Origin of the sequence: Pseudomonas tolaasii NCPPB 2192 (assembly GCF_002813445.1) — a bacterium.
In the GTDB taxonomy this organism is placed as follows: Bacteria; Pseudomonadota; Gammaproteobacteria; order Pseudomonadales; family Pseudomonadaceae; genus Aquipseudomonas; species Aquipseudomonas tolaasii.
In genome coordinates this window covers 279,693-297,143 of the sequence record NZ_PHHD01000001.1, presented here as the reverse complement: position 1 = coordinate 297,143, position 17,451 = coordinate 279,693, and the positions used below count along the sequence as shown (strand labels likewise).

Below are 17,451 nucleotides of genomic sequence, written 5' to 3'. Positions count from 1 at the left end.
CCGAGTCGGCGCCATCGCGGGCAAGCCCGGCTCCCACAGGGAATCGCATTCCAATGTGGGAGCCGGGCTTGCCCGCGATGGCGCCCGTACAGCCACACTATTTCCGGCAGATAATCCTCATTTAACCCCCTTCTGTTTTAACCATGCTCTGTGTGTAAACTTGCCGGCATTGGCATAACGACAAAGGGATACGGGGATGAGTGACGAATTGCGTTTGGGCAGGGAGCGGCGCTTTCTGGTGTTGCTGGGCATCATCTGCCTGGCGTTGATCGGTGGGGCGCTGTACATGCAGGTGGTGTTGGGCGAGGCGCCGTGCCCGCTGTGCATCCTGCAGCGTTACGCGCTGCTCTTGATCGCGATCTTCGCGTTTATCGGCGCGGCCATGCGCAAAAAGGGCGCGGTGACCCTGTTCGAAGGGTTGGTGGTGCTCAGTGCATTGGGTGGCGTGGCGGCGGCCGGTCATCATGTGTACACGCAGCTCTTCCCCGAGGTCAGCTGCGGCGTCGATGTGTTGCAGCCGATTGTGGACGAGCTGCCGCTGGCCAAGGTCTTCCCGCTGGGCTTCCAGGTCGATGGCTTCTGCAGCACGCCGTACCCGCCGATCCTGGGCCTGTCCCTGGCGCAATGGGCACTGGTGGCCTTCGTACTGACGGTGATCCTGGTGCCGCTGGGCATTTACCGCAATCGCCAACGCAACGTCTGACACATTCAGCAAAACGCCCCGGTCCTTCTTCAAGGTAGGCCGGGGCGTTTTGCGTTGTGGGGATTTGTGAAAGGGCTGTGACGAGGGGCAACTTCAGGTGCGCGCAGCGTGCGACATGTTGTCACACGGACGTTGTCGCAGGACGTTTCTGACGCGCCGAATTGGCGCATAAATTTGCATCCATCAGCCAATTTGTGCTGTCAGTTCATGGTTTCAGGGACAGCACAAACCGCTTGGGGTTCCAGCCCTTGGCTGATGTCTGAATGCCTTGTTTTATGGGGACTTGGATCCGTTTGCCATGCCCTTACAGGCTGTAAGGGAAGAGGCCTTGCCGCTAATAACACGGCATTTTTTGTGGTTTTTGTTGCGAATCCAACGCGATAAGATCGCGAACCTTTGCAGGAATGGTGAAGGATTATTGCTGGAATCGATAAAAATTATTTCTTTATAAGACATGGTTTATACATCGCTAGCTAACTACAATCGCCCGCACTGAATGTCCGGTGCTGTTCAATATTTGAGCATTGGAGCGGTCGAGGGGCAGATGGATGGCTCTGTGCGACCCCAGGTTCCGGCAGCCTTTCAACTTTCCGCACCAAATGGAATTGGTCTGTAACAAGGCCTTTAACCACGAAATCGAATAAGAACTCACCGCAGGTCCGTGAAACGTACAGTTATGACGTGACGGGCAGGCTCTTATTCAATCGAAGAGAAATGCCAACCCTTGGCAGGGTGAAGTGTTGGCGATCAAAACCCAACTGCATTGCGCAAGCTGCTTTAGAGGTCGTGAGATGAGTAAAAACAGGTACCCCCGATTACTAGGCTTTTTGCCGCTGATTGGCATGCTGTTAATGCTGGGAGGCTGCAAGTGGACCTTGCTCGACCCAAAAGGACAGGTCGGCCTGGATGAACGAAACCTGATCATCACCGCTACCCTGCTGATGCTGCTGGTCGTGGTCCCTGTGATCATCATGACCTTCGCCTTCGCCTGGAAATACCGCGCGTCGAACACCAGCGCCACTTACGCGCCGAAGTGGTCGCACTCCACCAAGATCGAAATCGCCGTGTGGCTGGTGCCGATCCTGATCATCATTGCCCTGGGGTATGTGACCTACAAGTCCACCCACGCGCTGGATCCGTACCGTCCGCTGGAATCCGACGTCAAGCCGATCAACATCGAAGTGGTCGCGCTGGACTGGAAGTGGCTGTTCATCTACCCGGACCTGGGTATCGCCACCGTTAACGAAATCCAGTTCCCGGAACACACTCCGCTGAACTTCAAGATCACCTCCGATGCCGTGATGAACTCGTTCTTCATCCCAGCCCTGGGCGGCCAGATCTACGCGATGGCAGGCATGCAGACCAAGCTGCACCTGATCGCCAACCAGAAAGCTGAAATGGAAGGCATCTCCGCCAACTACAGCGGCGCTGGCTTTACCGGCATGAAATTCAAAGCGATCTCGACTAGCCAGGAAGATTTCGACGCCTGGGTAGCCAAAGTCAAGGCCGCACCTAAACAGCTTGATCAAGCTGAATACGACGCCCTGGCCAAACCAAGCCAGAACAACCCTGCCGCCCTGTACTCCGCGTACGAGCCGAACCTGTTTCAGAAAATCGTCGACAAGTACGAAGGTATGAAGCCAGGCAAGCCGGTCAAGCACGAGAAGAAAGAAGTGGCCGCGGTTGAAGGTTCCGACATGGGCTCGCATTCAACTGCTGGGGCAGAGGAGTAAACGATGTTTGGTAAATTAAGTTGGGATGCGATCCCGTTCCACGAGCCGATCGTGATGGTGACCATCGCCATGATCGCGCTGGGTGGTCTGGCACTCGTAGCAGGTATCACCTATTTCAAGAAATGGTCCTACCTGTGGACCGAGTGGCTGACGTCGGTCGACCACAAGAAAATCGGCGTCATGTACGTCATCGTTGCCATGGTCATGCTGCTGCGTGGTTTTGCCGACGCCATCATGATGCGTACCCAGTTGGCCATGGCCACCGAGGGTTCGCCTGGCTACCTGCCACCTGAACACTATGACCAGATCTTCACCGCTCACGGTGTGATCATGATCATCTTCATGGCGATGCCATTCTTCACCGGCCTGATGAACCTTGCCTTGCCGCTGCAGATTGGTGCGCGTGACGTTGCCTATCCGTTCCTGAACTCCCTGAGCTTCTGGCTGCTGGTTTCCGGCGTGGTGCTGATCAACGTGTCCCTGGGCGTCGGCGAATTCGCCAAGACCGGTTGGGTTGCGTATCCGCCACTGTCGGGCATTCAGTACAGTCCGGGTGTGGGTGTGGACTACTACATCTGGGCGCTACAGTTATCAGGGCTCGGGACGACATTGACGGGGGTCAACTTCCTGGCCACCGTCCTGAAAATGCGCGCCCCTGGCATGAAACTGATGGACATGCCGATCTTCACCTGGACCTGCACCTGGGCCAACGTCCTGATCGTGGCTTCGTTCCCGATCCTGGCCGCTACCATGGCGCTGCTGTCGCTTGACCGTTACCTGGATTTCCACATTTTCACCAATGAACTTGGTGGCAATCCAATGATGTACGTGAACCTGTTCTGGGCATGGGGTCACCCTGAGGTGTACATCCTGATCCTGCCGGCGTTCGGTATCTTCTCCGAAGTAATCTCGACCTTTACCGGCAAGCGCCTGTTCGGTCACCACTCGATGGTTTACGCATCGGGCGCAATTTCCGTACTGGGCTTCATGGTATGGCTGCACCACTTCTTCACCATGGGCTCGGGTGCGAGCGTCAACGCCTTCTTCGGTCTGGCGACGATGCTGATTTCCATCCCGACGGGGGTGAAGCTATTCAACTGGTTGTTCACCATCTACCACGGCCGTTTGCGCATCACCAGCCAGGTTCTGTGGACCCTGGGCTTCATGGTGACCTTCGCCATCGGCGGTATGACTGGCGTACTGCTGGCCATCCCGGGTGCTGACTTCGTCCTGCACAACAGCCTGTTCGTGATCGCTCACTTCCACAACGTGATCATCGGTGGTGCTGTATTCGGTTACATCGCCGGTTTCAGCTTCTACTTCCCGAAAGCGTTCGGCTTCAAGCTGCACGAAGGTTGGGGCAAGGCTGCATTCTGGTTCTGGATCTCGGGCTTCTTCGTCGCATTCATGCCGCTCTATGCACTGGGCTTCATGGGCATGACCCGTCGTCTGAACGCTACCACCAACCCTGAGTGGGTGCCGTACCTGTACGTCGCCATGTTCGGTGCGGTGATGATCGCTGTGGGTATCGCCTGCCAGCTGATCCAGCTGTACGTCAGCGTGCGTGACCGCAAGCAAAACCTGTGCGAATCCGGCGACCCATGGAATGGCCACACCCTGGAATGGTCGACTTCCTCGCCACCGCCGTTCTACAACTTCGCCGTGATCCCTACCGCGAACACCATTGATGCGTTCACCGAAGCCAAGGAAGACGGTACTGCGTACCAGAAGCCGAAGCACTACGAACCGATCCACATGCCAAACAACACCGCCACTGGCGTGGTGATGGGCGGCCTGCTGACCGTATTCGGTTTCGCGATGATCTGGCACATCTGGTGGCTGGCAATCGTGAGCCTGGTGGGCACTATCGGTTACTTCATCATTCACGCTGCCCGTGATGATCAAGGCTACATGGTGCCGGTCGAGACGATCGAGCGCATCGAAGCCGAGCAGCACGCTCGCCTGGTAGCCGAGAAGAAGATTCCGGCCAACCGTGTAGAAACCTCGTTGGAACAGGCTTAAACCATGTCGAACTTAGTGACCAATGCTGGACACGCCCATGTCGATGACCATGGGCACGATGACCATCACCACGACTCGGGGCCAATGACCGTCTTCGGTTTCTGGCTCTACCTGATGACCGACTGCATCTTGTTTGCGTCGATCTTCGCGGTGTACGCGGTACTGGTAAACAACGTAGCGGGTGGCCCGTCGGGCCACGACATCTTCGAACTGCCTTACGTGCTCGGCGAAACCGCCTTGCTGTTGTTCAGTTCGATCACCTACGGCTTCGCCATGCTGGCCTTCTACAAGGGCAGCAAGAAGGGCGTACTGAGCTGGTTGGCACTGACCTTCCTGTTCGGCCTGGGCTTTATCGGCATGGAGGTCAACGAGTTCCACCTGCTGATCTCCGAAGGCTACGGTCCGCACCGTTCCGGCTTCCTGTCCGCGTTCTTCACGCTGGTAGGCACCCACGGTCTGCACGTATCCGCCGGCCTGCTGTGGATGGCGGTGATGATGTATCAGGTCAATAAACACGGCCTGACCAACACCAACAAGACTCGCCTGAGCTGCCTGAGCCTGTTCTGGCACTTCCTGGACGTGGTCTGGATCTGCGTCTTCACCGTTGTTTACCTGATGGGGACTCTGTAATGGCTAATGCACACTCCCATGACCATGACAGCCATGATGCGAGCCACGGCAGCGTTAAGTCCTACGCGATCGGCTTCATCCTGTCGGTAATCCTGACGCTCATCCCGTTCGGTCTGGTGATGTACCCGACCCTGCCGAAGTCGATCACCTTGATGATCGTGCTGGCATTCGCGGTGATTCAGGTGCTGGTTCACCTGGTGTACTTCCTGCACCTGGATCGTTCCAAAGAGCAGCGCGATAACGTGATCGCGTTCGTGTTCGCAGGTCTTGTGATCCTGCTGCTGGTTGGCCTGTCGATATGGATCATGTTCAGCATCCATACGTTCATGATGGCGAAGTGAGGTAAGACCCGATGTCGCTTAAGCACTTTATCCAAATCACCAAACCGGGGATCATTTTCGGTAACGTGCTTTCTGTGGCAGGCGGTTTCTTCCTGGCCTCCAAGGGGCATGTCGATCTGGCCATTTTCCTGGCTGCAATGATCGGCACGTCCCTGGTGGTAGCTTCCGGTTGTGTCTTCAACAACTGCATCGACCGCGACATCGACATCAAGATGGAACGCACCAAGAACCGCGTGCTGGTACAGGGCCTTATCTCCCTGAAGCTGGCACTGCTGTTCGCGACCGTCCTGGGTGTTGCCGGTGTGGCCCTGTTGTACAAGGTGGCCAACCCGTTGGCGGCGCTGTTTGCCGTGATCGGTTTTGTCATCTACGTCGGCCTTTACAGCCTGTACCTCAAGCGCAAGTCGGTTCACGGCACGCTGGTGGGCAGTCTGTCGGGGGCGATGCCGCCGGTGATTGGTTATGTGGCTGTAACCAATAGCTTCGACATGGCCGCGCTGGTGCTGCTGGTGATGTTCAGCCTGTGGCAGATGCCGCATTCCTATGCCATCGCGATCTTCCGCTTTAATGACTACCTGGCTGCGTCTATTCCGGTTCTGCCGGTGAAGCGTGGCATCCAGGTGGCCAAGAAACACATCCTGCTCTACATCCTGGCCTTCCTCGTGGCGACCTTGATGCTGACCTTCAGTGGCTACGCCGGCATGAGCTACCTCGCCGTCGCAGCGGCCATGGGCATGTACTGGTTGTACATGGCCTGGACCGGCTACAAGGCGGTGGATGACACCGTCTGGGCACGCAAGCTGTTCGTGTTCTCGATCTTCACCATCACCGCGCTGAGCGTGATGATGTCTCTGGATTTCCAGGTACCCAAAGAGCTGTTGCTGACCTACGCACACTGAGTCAATGAGTCGTAAAAACCCCGCCTTCGAAAGAACCGCGGGGTTTTTTATGGCCGGGCATTTAAACTGTTCCCACTTTTTTCAACCTGCAGGAAGCAACGCAATGACCAAAAAAGCCGTGATGGTGTTCAGTGGCGGGCAAGACTCGACAACTTGCCTGATCCAGGCACTGCCGTTGTATGACGAAGTGCACTGCATCACCTTCGACTATGGCCAGCGCCATGTGGCGGAAATCGAAGTCGCGCAGAAGCTCGCCAGGCAGTTGGGCGCCACCGTCCACAAAGTCATGGACGTGTCCCTGCTCAACGAACTGGCCATCAGCAGCCTGACCCGCGACAACATCCCCGTGCCGACCGTGGACAGTTCGGGCGGCAGCCTGCCGAGCACCTTCGTGCCGGGGCGCAATATCCTGTTTCTCACGCTGGCATCGATCTATGCCTACCAGGTGAAGGCCGAAACCGTGATTACCGGCGTGTGCGAAACCGACTTCTCGGGCTACCCCGACTGCCGCGACGAATTCGTCAAAGCCCTGAACAAGGCGCTGGAACTGGGCATGGAATACACGCTGCGCCTGGATACCCCGCTGATGTGGCTGAACAAGGCCGAGACCTGGGCACTGGCCGACTACCACGGCAAGCTGGACCTGGTGCGCGAACAGACCCTGACTTGCTACAACGGCATCCTCGGCACCGGCTGCGGCAACTGCGACGCGTGCAACCTGCGTGCACGGGGTTTGAATGAGTATTTGCAAGACAAGGCGGCAGTGATGCAAAGCCTGAAGCAGAAGTTGCAGCTGAGCTAGCGTGTAAGGGCCGTACTCGATCAAAAGTGGGAGCTGGCTTGCCTGCGATAGCATCACCCCGGTAAATCTGAAACACCGAGGTGTCTGTATCGCAGGCAAGCCAGCTCCCACATTTAGCGCGAATCACATCAGGCAGCAGTACCGCTGATCCAGCGCTTGAACAACGCGCGCGCGCCATAGGCGGGCAGGATGTTGAAGAACGCAAAGCCGACTTTGATCGCGATCTGCACATAGATCATGCTCAGGATATCGCTGGTCTGCATGGCGCCGTAGAAGGCGATAAAGCAGAACAGGAAGCTGTCGATAATCACCGCGAAGAACGTGCTGAGGAAAATACGCAGGTACAGGTATTTGGAATTGGTCAGCTCTTTGATCTTGCACAGCAAGTACGAGTTGATGTTCTCGGACACCAAAAACGACACCGAAGACGCCACCAGTACCGACGACACTTGAATGATCACGTCGTTGTAAGGCCCATCGAGTTTCCAGCCCGGCAGCCCCGGCAGGAAGGTCGAGCCGTAGAGCAGGATGATGATCATCGCGTTGCTGGCAAACGCAAACAGAATGGCCCTTCTGGCCAGGCGCAGGCCGAACTGCTCGTTGAGCAGGTCCACAATCAAAAAGGTCAGCGGGTAAAGAAAGGTGCCCGGCGTGACGATGATGCCCATCGACTCAAGATAAATCGGCTTGGTCGCGGCAATACTGGTGAAGATATAAAACGTGAACAGCAACAGGTTCAGGATGATGTAGATCATCCAGGAGTTTTCGTTGCGATCGTTTATGTCGTAGGCCGTGAGCGAACCGCCCTGCGAATAAAACTTCTTGTACATGCTCTTCACTTCCATTTTGTTGAGGTTGTCCATGATTTCGCTGTTGATCACTTCGCTCAGCTTGATCTTGATGACCTTGCCGGTGGCAATCACCATGATCACCGCCAGGCTTTTTTCATTCTCAAAGCCCAGCAGTTTGTATTTGCTGTTTTCCAGGCCCGCTTCATACGTGGTCATTGAAGCGCTCCTCGATGATGTCGCCGACCACACACAAGCGTTCTGAGCTGGCGCAGGGTTCGAGGGTGATGAACATCTTTTTGGTTGCCCGGTCGTACACCAGCTTTTCCTTGCCGGGGCTCGACACGCCTTTTTGCACGATGAGCAAATCGCCGGGCTCGTTGGCGCCGGGAATGGCGCGCTCAAGGCGCACGCCGATCAGGTTGTGGGACGTACCGAAGTAGTAGGTCAGGGGGTACAGCGTGGCCAGTTCGCCAATGCGCTTGTCGAGGTTCTGGAGCACCAGGCTTTCCTTGAGAATCGGCACCGCCGCCGGGTTCATGTTGCCCTGGGGCGACACGCTGCTCTCAATGGTTTCCTTGGCTTCAAAATCCACCGTCTCGATTTCATCGTAAGAGATGCCAAAGAAATCGGAAATTTTGCGGATGGTCGACTGCTGTACGTTCACGACCTTGCCTTCCAGGATGTTGTAGATGGTGGTCCTGGTCAGGCCGGCAGCGCTGCTCAACGACAGCTGCGTTTCGCCACGGCTTTTGATCAAGTACTTGATGTTGCTCTTCAAGTGCTCGGTTTTTTCCCGTTTGTGTATCACGTACTCACCACTTCCCTTTAGTTATAAACGTCCATTCACACCGTCAGGCGTCACGGCGGCGGGAGTGTTGCACGCGTCGGCCACAAGAATAAAGGCCTGGATGCTCTGCGATGCGGCTTCGGCAGGGGCGGGGAATCGCAAAAATGAACATTTCATTTGGAAAATGTTTAATTTACTGTTTAATTGATCAGCCCGGTTCAGGACGAATCGGCCCGCAACACCAAGGAGGGGAACCGCACCGATGGCAGTCAACACCGCACCACTTAACGATCAGGCCGGCCTGTTGCGTCGTGGCATCGCCGATCTGCACGCCGAAGACGCTGAGCTCGCCAGCCTGCTGGACGCCGAAGTCGCGCGGCAGCACCGCACGCTCTCCCTGATTGCTTCTTCCAGTGCCGTCAAACCGGGGACGTTGGTCGCCTGCGCGTCGGCCTTGGTCAATGTGACGGTCGAAGGCATGCCAGGCAAACGCCACAGCCCCGGCTGCGAGAACGTTGACCGGGTCGAAGCCCTGGCCATTCGTCGCGCGCGGGAGCTGTTCGACGCGCACTACGCCAGCGTGCAATCACACTCGGCCTCCAGCGCAATCGCCCAAGTGCTTTCGGCGCTGCTTGAGCCCGGCGACACCTTGCTCGGCATGGCCCACGACCACGGCGGCGACCTCGCCCTCGGCAGCCCGGCGGTGTTCACCGGCGCCTATTACAAAGCCCTGCGCTACGGCACCACGCCAGAAGGCCTGATCGATTATGAGCAGGTGCGAAGCCTGGCGCTGGCCCATCGACCGCGCATCATTCTGTGCGGCGCATCGGCCTATTCGCGGGTGGTGGATTTCGAGCGGTTTCGCGCAATTGCCGATGAGGCGGGCGCCATCCTGCTCGCGGATATTTCCCACATCGCCGGGTTGGTCGCGACGGGTCGGCACCCGAACCCGATCAATGCTGCCCACGTCACCGTTACTTGCACCCACAAGCAATTGGGCGGGCCCCGTGGCGGGTTGATTCTCTCCGGACGCGACGCCGACACCAAAGTGCCCGGCCTGCGCTCGACCTTCAGCCGCGTCCTCGATCAAGCCGTATTCCCGCGCATGCAGGGCGCGCCGGCGATGAACGTGATCGCGGCCAAGGCGGCGGCGCTGGGCTACGCGAAATCAGCCGGCTTCGATGCCAGCATGGGGCGGGTTCGTGCACTGGCTGATGAATTGGCTGACGGGTTTCAAACCCAGGGTTATGCGGTGGTGGGCGGGTGCAGCGACAATCACACGGTGTTGATTCGCCTGCAGGGCGCCATGACCGGTGCCATCGCCGAATCAGCGCTCGCAAGCTGCGGCATCATGGTGAACAGGCACTGTGTGCCGGGAGAAATGCGCCCGACGGCGGTCGCCAGTGGCTTGTGCATGGGCAGCGGGTCCATGGCCCAGCGCATGCTCGATCGCGACGACTGCCGCCAGGTGGTCGAGCTGGTGTGCCTGGTGCTCGACAGCGTGACGCCGCTGGGCGAGCAGGATTACCACCTGGAACCTGCGGTGCGCGAGCAACTGCGGGCCGAGGTGGAAGACCTGTGCGCGCGCTACCCTTTTGCTGACTATCTGGAGGGCTGACGCTCGGGCACGCGGTTAAATATGCCGGGGCTTGCCTCGTCATACTTCTGTGTACGAACCGTGCGAATTCATTTCCCGCCTGCCAGGAGTTGTCACCATGGTCAGCGTCAGTCGTCGTTCGATCCTCGCCCTCGGCGCTGCGCTTCCCGTGCTGGGGCACCTCGATTGGGCGTCTGCCAGCCCGCAGTCGAACGCATCTGACCCGGTGTTGCTCAACTACAACGAAAGCCCCTACGGCCCCTCAAAGGCCGCTCGTGAGGCGATGCAGCGAGGCATTGCGCGGTCTGGTCGTTACCCCTATCCGGACATGTACGCGTTGGCCGCCTTGTTTGCCGCACAGCAAGGTATCCACGAAGAGCAAGTGGCCGTGTTTGCCGGCTCCATGGCGGCATTGCGCTACGCGGTGCTGGCATTCACCAACGCGTCGCGTAGCCTGGTCATGGCCACGCCCTCCTACGAGGTGCCGCGCCAGGCGGCCGAGTCTCACCGCGCCAGGGTGCATGAAGTGAACCTGGATACCCGGCACGCCCATGACGTTTCTGCAATGCTCGCCGCTGACCCTCAGGCGGGCATGCTCTACCTGTGCAACCCCAATAATCCGACCGGCACCCTGACGCCAACCGAGGCGATCCGCCACGCGCTGGCGAACAAGCCGGAAGGCTGTGTGCTGGTGGTGGATGAAGCCTATATCGATTTCGCCGACAGCCCGAGCTGCGTGAGTTGGATCAAGGATCACGACGACCTGCTCGTGCTGCGCACCTTTTCAAAAATCTACGGCATGGCCGGCGCCCGACTGGGCCTGGCGATCGGTCACCCGGCGTTGCTGGAACGCCTCGCCGAATTTGGCGGCGACAATGTGCCCGCGGCCTCAACGTTGCTTGGCGCGAGGGCGAGCCTGGAAGACCTCAATCTTTTGCCACAGCGCAAGGCACTCAACACACAGGTGCGCACGGAAACGCTGGCGTGGCTCAAACGCCGCGGGTTTACCTGCACGACGTCACAGAGCAATTGTTTCATGATCGATGTGAAGCAGCCTGCCGAGCAGGTTGTTGAGCAACTGGCGGCGCACAATGTGATGGTCGGGCGGGTCTGGAAAGAATGGCCGCAGTGGGTGCGGGTGACGGTGGGCAGCCGGCAGGAGATGGCGCGCTTTCGCGAGGTGTTCGCCGCTCAGGTGGTGAACGTTTGAACGCTCTGGACAGCCCGGCCGGGCATGCTTCATTCTCGCGTCTGATCACGCATCAAGGACGATACCCATGCGCCGCAAGGGCCCACCCGACACCAACACCTCCCTGTTGCCCGACGAGGTGCACACACTCCTCGATACCGAGCTGAGCCGCCGCGGGCTGGGGCATTTCGAGGTTTACCAGTGCGGGCCGACACTGGATCAAGCCGAGATCATTTCCAACTACCCCGAGGCCCTGGAACCGTCCGACACGGCCGATGATTTCTACCGGCGCGGCGAGCTGGTGTCGCTGACCCGCAAGCGCATCAAGCCGTTTTTCTGGAGTGACGAAAACCTGCTGGCCGACGAGGCCGCGCCGGTGCCGGGCCCGTGCAAGCCGGTGGGCGAGGGGGCGAGTTTCATCGTGCATGGCAACCAGGGGTTTTATTCGGTACTCAACCTGTGCAGCTTCGGCGACGAGGAACAGTTTCGCCAGACGGTGCTGGCCCATCAGAGCGAGCTGCAGATGCTGCTGGTGTCGGTGTATGACGAGGCCCTGGAGACCCGCGCGGCCGTCGAATCGCCGAGCGTTTTGACGCCGCGGGAAACCGAAGTGTTGTCCTGGGCCAGCCTGGGCAAAACCTACAACGAAGTGGCGCAGTTAACCGCCATGACCTCGCACACGGTGAAGTTTCACATGAAAAACATCTTCGCCAAGCTGGAGGTCAGCAACGGTAAGTCGGCGATTCGCAAGGCCTTGCAACTGGGCTATATCCGCCACCCGTCATAGGGCTACCTGTCCTTTCGGGCAGCTTGTTGGCGCGGCGGTGCTGCTTTAGGTTGCGCAGCTATCGGGCTCGACGCCGCAGACGCCGGCGCCGCCATTGCGAAGGGATTCCCCATGACACATCACCGCTACCGTGTGCCCCGCTGATGGGCACTTTCCACGCATTGCGCAGCCTGAATGCCCGGCTGCGATCGCTGTTCATGATCACGCTGGTGTTCCGCATGGGCACGCTGGCGTTTCCTTTTTACGCGGCCTATCTGATTCATCAGCACGCCATCTCACCGGGCACCGCCGGCTTGCTGGTGGGCGTGTATGGCGCGGGTGCGTTGTGTACGGACCTGATTATCGGCGCGGTGATCAAGCGGTTCACGGCCAACCGCGTCATTCTCGGTTCCCTGCTGTTCAACGCTTTGCTGTTGCTGCTCATCCCTTCGGTGGACGAGGTTGCGGTGCTCTTCGTGTTGTCGTTCTTGTGGGGCGCCTGCTACGAAGCGTTTACTCCGGCGACGTTTTCCGAGACGGTGGCGAACAGCACGCTGGAAACGCGCAAAGTGGCGTTTTCCTGCAACCGGCTGGCGATCAATATCGGCATGGCCATCGGGCCGCTGCTGGGCAGCCTGGTGTTCCTGCATCATGCCGATGCGGTGTTCTACATCAATGCGGCACTGTCGCTGCTGGCCTTCGGCGCGTGCCTGGGATGCGAGCGCTCATCGGCACAGACACAAGACGTGCCCGCTGCCAGCCAAGGCGCCGGCTTGCCGGATATCGCGCCCCACGAGCGTTCGCGGCTGCTGGTGATCCTGCTGGCGGCCTTGCCGGTGCACGTGGCGTACGCGTTGCCACCGACCATTCTGTCGGCCTACATCATCAACTACACCGAGCTGCCGGCGTATTACGTGGGCGTGTTGTTTTTCATCAACGCGGCGCTGGTGATCCTGTTCGAGGTGCCGATCAACCTGCGCATGGCCCACCTGTCGAGCAGCCGCTCGCTGGTCGCCGGCTTCCTGTTGGCCGGTGTGGGATTCTTCCTGATGGGATTCGGTGAGGTGGGGGCGTTGTTGATGCTGGCCACGGTGTTGTGGAGCCTGGGTGAGATGATTATTTTCCCGGGCATCACCCACTACGTCAGCAGCATTTCCAGCCGCGCCACGGTGGACCGCAACCTGGGTTATTACTCGGCGGGTGTGAATATCGGCGTGATGCTCGCGCCATCGCTGGCGTTCATGTTGATGTCCCGGCCTGCGTTGCCGTCGCCGTGGTGGCTGGCGGGGTGTGTGTTGCTGGTGTTCGCCATCGCCGTTGGGGTGATGAAAAGCTCGGCGGTGTTATGGAACAGAGAGGCGTAAAGGCTACAGGGCGCGCCGCACTGCGTGCGCGCCGTGATCGCCGGGGCGCTTACTGCGCTGCGATGGTGTAGCCGTCAAACGCGCTCTGCTGTTGCAGGGCGGTGACGATGCTCTTGCGCGATACCGCCTGCTCGACGCCGCTGTTGTCGACGAAGGTTTCGCTTTCCAGCTCGGCTTCGCTGCCTTCGCCCACGAAGGTGAAGCCGAGGAACTCCAGCGCCTCGCGGTCAACGTTCAGCCTGGAGCGCGGCGTGCGCAGCGGCAGGGTGACGCTGATGCCATCCTTGCTGATCACAAACACTTCGGCTTCTTTCTTAGGGCGCGAGGCCTTGCCTTTGCCGGCGCTTGGGTTGCTGATGGCCTGATGGCTCTGGTTCAGCACCTTGAGGGCCAGGCCGTAGACCAGTTCCTGAAACTCGGGGTCGTCCTTGAAGCTGGACAGGATGCGGCTGATCGAAAACTGGCTGCTGAGGTTTTCCAGGGCCGCGTTGTCGGCCGCTTCGGCATCCTTCAATTGCTTGAGCTGGCCCATCAAGTCGTAAGCCTTGTCGTCGTCAAAGGCGTCGTGGGCCTGGCGGATGGCCACGCGCAGCTCACGGATCTGGTCGCTTTCCTTGGAGGTGTGGAAGGCGTCCAGCACCATCTCGCTGATAATCTTGGCCGCTGGCACATGCTGTGAAAGATTGATGGCGTTTTCGTATTCAGCCTTGGATTGCAAGGCGACCACGGATTCTTCGAGGGATGTTTCGGTGTAAGAATCGGACATTGAAATTTCACTACTTCAGTAAACGGGAGACAAAAAAGCGTCGCGCATTTTCAGGGGGGAGGGGTGTCAGGTCAAGGCAGCACAATGCCGTTATCCCGAAACGCCGCCTACTGCGATCAGCATGTCGGGCGTGCTCAAACAGCAGCGGGCGCATTGCCTGGCGCAAATGTGTCGTTGATTGCCGGGTAGGGTGTCGGGTCAGTAGTGATAGCGACACATCAGGATCTGTACTTCATCGTCCTCGATGCCATAAACGAGGCGATGTTCTGCGGTGATACGCCGTGACCAGAAACCGCTCAGGTTGTGCTTGAGCGGTTCCGGTTTCCCAACGCCTTCAAAAGGGTCTCTCTGGATGGCTTTGATCAGCAGGTTTATACGCTTTAACCCTGTCTTGTCATTCTGTTGAAACCAGAGATAGTCGTCCCAGCCTTCAGGGGTAAAGAGTATTTTCATTCCTCAATCAGCCCCCTGGGTTTGGCTTTGCCGGCCCGCAAGCTATTGACGGAGTTGATCAGGCGTTCGGCATTTTTAGGTGAGCGCAGCAGGTAGGCTGTCTCTTCAAGAGCGTTGAATTCTGATAATGAGATCATCACCACGGGCTCACCTTTTTGGCGCGTAAGTAACAGTGGGATGCGATCTTCGTTGACGCGGTCCATCGTTTCAGCCAGATGAGCGCGTGCGTTGGTGTAGTTGATGGTTTCCATGCTGCTGTCCTCGTGTAGTGGTTGAAACGTACAGAAATACGTACATATCTTCAAGGCGCAGCTTATGAACGGTCGCTGAGTGGCATTAACCACGACGGATACGGATCACTATTCAAGCTGCCGCAAGCACGACTCAAGAATATCCAGCCCTTCCTCCAACACTGCAGGCTCAATGGTCAGCGGTGCCAGCAGGCGGATGATGTGCCGCGACTTGCCGCTGGGCATCAGCAGCAAGCCGGCCTCGCGCGCCAGGCTCAGTAATTGGGTGAGTTGTTTGGGTGCGGGCGTGCCATCGGCATTGGCCAGTTCGATACCACGCATGGCGCCGACGCCGGTCAGCCGCCCCAGGTACGGCGACAAACCTTGTGCACGCCAGGCCTGATAACGGCTGACGATAGCTTCTTCCTGTTGCGCACCCCAGGTGCTCAGGTGCTCGTCGGTCATGGCGTCCAGCGTGGCCAGGGCCGCCGCGCAGGCAATCGGGTTGCCGGAATAGGTGCCGCCCAGGCCGCCTTTGGGCAGGTTGTCGAGCAGGGTTTTGCGTCCGACCACCGCGCCCAATGGCACGCCGCCGGCGATGCTTTTGCCGAGCAGGATCAGGTCCGGCTCGATGCCCAGGCGCGAGAAGGCAAAGCGTTGGCCGGTACGGCCGAAGCCGGACTGGATTTCATCGGCGATCAGCACAATGTTTTTCTCGTCGCAAAAGCGCCGCAGGGCTTGGGCAAATTCACTATCCAGCGCCAGAAAGCCGCCTTCGCCCTGCACCGGTTCGATGATGAAACAGGCTACATCTTCGACGTCGATTTCTACGCTGAACAGGCGCTCCATCGCCTTGAGTGCTTCAGCGCAGGTTACGCCGTTATCGGCGCTGGGGTAGGGCAGGTGATACACCGGGCCGGGTAGTACGCCGACCTTTTGCTTGTAGGGCGCCACCTTGCCGTTGAGGTTGAGGGTGGCCAGGGTGCGCCCGTGGAAGGCGCCGTCGAAGGCGATCACGGCGGTACGGCCGGTGGCGCCGCGCACGATCTTCAAGGCGTTTTCCGCCGCCTCCGCGCCGCTGTTGGTGAGCATGCCGCTGACGGCGTAGTCCACCGGAATGAAGTCAGTCAGACGCTCCATCAATTCGATGTAAGGCGCGTGAGGCACGGCGTTGAACGCGTAGTGAGTCAGTTTCGTCGCTTGCTCCTGAATCGCCTTCACCACGCCGGGGTGGCAATGACCCAGGTTGAGCACGCCGATGCCGCCGACGAAATCGATATAGCGTTTGCCCGTGGTGTCCCAGACCTCGGCATTGCTGCCGTGGCTGAGGCTGATGGGGTGAACGATGGAAATCGACTGGCTGATGGTTTCGCGGCTCATGAATCTCGGACTCGGCAATGACGGGCGTCTTTTTATCTAAGCTGCGCCGCGGGTAGGGCCGCAAACGAAATAAAGTCGCCGGGTCATTATTAAAAGTCGGGATGTGCCTTGATGTAGCTCACCATCCAGTTCAGGAAGGCTTTGACTTTCGGGATGTCGCCGGCGTGTTCGGCGTGGGCGATAAAGTGCGCGCCGGCGCTGGGCATTGCGTAGTTCCACGGGATGGTCAGGCTGCCGCTGGCCAATTCTTCGGCCACCAGATACTGCGGCACCAATGCCACGCCATAGCCCGACTGCGCGGCGCGAATGCACATGTAGAACGTGTCGAAGCGCGGGCCGTGGTAGCTGTTCTGCGAATGCAGGCCCTGCTCCAGGAACCATTCGTGCCAGGCCTCCGGGCGCGAGGTGCATTGCAACAAGGTGTGGCGTGAAGAAGCATCACTGCCCTCGGCGACAAACCCCGGCGCGCATACCGGCACTACGGCTTCGCGAAACAGTTCGATGCACGTCGCCCCCGGCCACGAACCCTGGCCGAAAAAAAACGCGATATCGGCCTTGGCCTGCAGCACGTCGAAGGGTTCCAGTTCGTTGCGCACGTCCAGGTGGATATTCGGGTGGCGGGCCGCGAAATCCTTGAGCTTGGGCACCAGCCAGCGGTCGCCGAAAGTGGGTTGGGTGGCGATGCGCAGCACTTCGGTTTCGCCGCCGTAGGTGAGGATGTAACGGCTGGAAATGTCGACCTGGTTGAGAATTTTGCGCACTTCGTCCAGGTACAACGCACCCGCGGGGGACAGGTACAAACGCTGACGCACCCGCTCGAACAGGTTGTGACAGAGCATTTCTTCGAGCTGCGCCACCTGTTTGCTCACGGCGCTCTGGGTCAAGTGCAGCTCTTCGGCGGCGCGGGTGAAGCTCAGATGGCGGGCGGCGGCTTCGAAGCACTGCAAGGCGGTCATCGAAGGGGTCAAACGTTTTGAAATCATGCAGTTCATTCCAAA

18 protein-coding genes and 1 pseudogene are annotated in these 17,451 nt (G+C 58.9%); 11 read left to right on the top strand and 8 right to left on the bottom strand.

What is annotated here, in order from left to right:
- The first annotated feature begins 196 nt into the window (after positions 1–196).
- Positions 197–703 carry a disulfide bond formation protein B gene (locus ATI14_RS01460; protein ID WP_016971081.1) on the top strand — a complete coding sequence of 169 codons (507 nt, stop codon included), beginning with the start codon at positions 197–199 and terminating at the stop codon, positions 701–703.
- Between the two features lie 473 nt (positions 704–1,176).
- Here the strand turns inward: ATI14_RS01460 and ATI14_RS31900 are convergent.
- Positions 1,177–1,467: pseudogene (locus tag ATI14_RS31900) on the bottom strand (hypothetical protein).
- Between the two features lie 27 nt (positions 1,468–1,494).
- On the opposite strand from ATI14_RS31900, the gene cyoA reads away from it, so the two are divergent.
- The 6 genes from cyoA to queC all read left to right on the top strand — a co-directional run bounded on the left by cyoA (position 1,495) and on the right by queC (position 7,130).
- A complete protein-coding gene (gene cyoA, locus ATI14_RS01450; RefSeq protein ID WP_031319762.1) occupies positions 1,495–2,436 on the top strand; it encodes a ubiquinol oxidase subunit II in 942 nt (313 codons plus the stop codon).
- Positions 2,437–2,439: 3 nt separating this feature from the next.
- Positions 2,440–4,458 (top strand): cytochrome o ubiquinol oxidase subunit I, encoded by a 2,019-nt coding sequence (cyoB, locus tag ATI14_RS01445; protein ID WP_016971083.1) that lies wholly within the window; start codon positions 2,440–2,442, stop codon positions 4,456–4,458.
- Between the two features lie 3 nt (positions 4,459–4,461).
- Positions 4,462–5,088 (top strand): cytochrome o ubiquinol oxidase subunit III, encoded by a 627-nt coding sequence (locus tag ATI14_RS01440; protein ID WP_016971084.1) that lies wholly within the window; start codon positions 4,462–4,464, stop codon positions 5,086–5,088.
- Positions 5,088–5,429, top strand: coding sequence for a cytochrome o ubiquinol oxidase subunit IV (gene cyoD / locus ATI14_RS01435; RefSeq protein ID WP_010206434.1), 342 nt, complete (start codon positions 5,088–5,090; stop codon positions 5,427–5,429). The genes ATI14_RS01440 and cyoD overlap by 1 nt, the downstream gene beginning before the upstream one ends.
- Before the next feature lie 11 nt (positions 5,430–5,440).
- Positions 5,441–6,328, top strand: a complete 888-nt coding sequence (cyoE, locus tag ATI14_RS01430; protein ID WP_016971085.1) for a heme o synthase — start codon at positions 5,441–5,443, stop codon at positions 6,326–6,328.
- 103 nt (positions 6,329–6,431) lie between these two features.
- The gene (gene queC / locus ATI14_RS01425; protein ID WP_016971086.1) at positions 6,432–7,130 is read left to right on the top strand and encodes a 7-cyano-7-deazaguanine synthase QueC; all 699 of its coding nucleotides are present in this window, start codon (positions 6,432–6,434) and stop codon (positions 7,128–7,130) included.
- A 128-nt stretch (positions 7,131–7,258) separates the two neighbouring features.
- Here queC and ATI14_RS01415 read toward each other — a convergent pair whose 3' ends face one another.
- Together ATI14_RS01415 and ATI14_RS01410 are read right to left on the bottom strand one after the other, a co-directional pair.
- Positions 7,259–8,137, bottom strand: a complete 879-nt coding sequence (locus ATI14_RS01415) for a queuosine precursor transporter (protein WP_016971087.1) — start codon at positions 8,135–8,137, stop codon at positions 7,259–7,261.
- Positions 8,124–8,729 carry a helix-turn-helix transcriptional regulator gene (locus ATI14_RS01410; protein ID WP_016971088.1) on the bottom strand — a complete coding sequence of 202 codons (606 nt, stop codon included), beginning with the start codon at positions 8,727–8,729 and terminating at the stop codon, positions 8,124–8,126. Before ATI14_RS01410 ends, ATI14_RS01415 begins: the two co-directional genes overlap by 14 nt.
- 241 nt (positions 8,730–8,970) lie before the next feature.
- Between ATI14_RS01410 and ATI14_RS01405 the strand changes: the two genes are divergently transcribed.
- From ATI14_RS01405 to ATI14_RS01390, 4 genes are all read left to right on the top strand, one after another.
- Positions 8,971–10,326, top strand: a complete 1,356-nt coding sequence (locus ATI14_RS01405) for a serine hydroxymethyltransferase (protein ID WP_016971089.1) — start codon at positions 8,971–8,973, stop codon at positions 10,324–10,326.
- 97 nt (positions 10,327–10,423) lie between these two features.
- A complete protein-coding gene (gene ptaA / locus ATI14_RS01400) occupies positions 10,424–11,515 on the top strand; it encodes a pyoverdine biosynthesis transaminase PtaA (protein ID WP_016971090.1) in 1,092 nt (363 codons plus the stop codon).
- Between the two features lie 67 nt (positions 11,516–11,582).
- Positions 11,583–12,281 carry a helix-turn-helix transcriptional regulator gene (locus ATI14_RS01395; protein ID WP_016971091.1) on the top strand — a complete coding sequence of 233 codons (699 nt, stop codon included), beginning with the start codon at positions 11,583–11,585 and terminating at the stop codon, positions 12,279–12,281.
- A 143-nt stretch (positions 12,282–12,424) separates the two neighbouring features.
- Positions 12,425–13,624, top strand: coding sequence for an MFS transporter (locus ATI14_RS01390; RefSeq protein WP_177007937.1), 1,200 nt, complete (start codon positions 12,425–12,427; stop codon positions 13,622–13,624).
- Positions 13,625–13,673: 49 nt separating this feature from the next.
- On the opposite strand, the gene ATI14_RS01385 is transcribed toward ATI14_RS01390, so the two are convergent.
- The 5 genes from ATI14_RS01385 to ATI14_RS01365 all read right to left on the bottom strand — a co-directional run bounded on the left by ATI14_RS01385 (position 13,674) and on the right by ATI14_RS01365 (position 17,436).
- Entirely contained in the window at positions 13,674–14,390 is a 717-nt protein-coding gene (locus ATI14_RS01385) for a hypothetical protein (protein ID WP_016971093.1), read from the bottom strand.
- 198 nt (positions 14,391–14,588) lie between these two features.
- Positions 14,589–14,843, bottom strand: coding sequence for a Txe/YoeB family addiction module toxin (locus ATI14_RS01380; RefSeq protein ID WP_016971094.1), 255 nt, complete (start codon positions 14,841–14,843; stop codon positions 14,589–14,591).
- Positions 14,840–15,094: a type II toxin-antitoxin system prevent-host-death family antitoxin gene (locus tag ATI14_RS01375; protein WP_016971095.1), complete on the bottom strand. Its 255-nt coding sequence runs from the start codon at positions 15,092–15,094 to the stop codon at positions 14,840–14,842. The genes ATI14_RS01380 and ATI14_RS01375 overlap by 4 nt, the downstream gene beginning before the upstream one ends.
- A gap of 108 nt (positions 15,095–15,202) precedes the next feature.
- Entirely contained in the window at positions 15,203–16,453 is a 1,251-nt protein-coding gene (locus ATI14_RS01370) for a 2-aminoadipate transaminase (RefSeq protein ID WP_016971096.1), read from the bottom strand.
- Between the two features lie 89 nt (positions 16,454–16,542).
- Positions 16,543–17,436, bottom strand: a complete 894-nt coding sequence (locus ATI14_RS01365) for a LysR substrate-binding domain-containing protein (protein WP_016971097.1) — start codon at positions 17,434–17,436, stop codon at positions 16,543–16,545.
- Between the last annotated feature and the right edge of the window lie 15 nt (positions 17,437–17,451).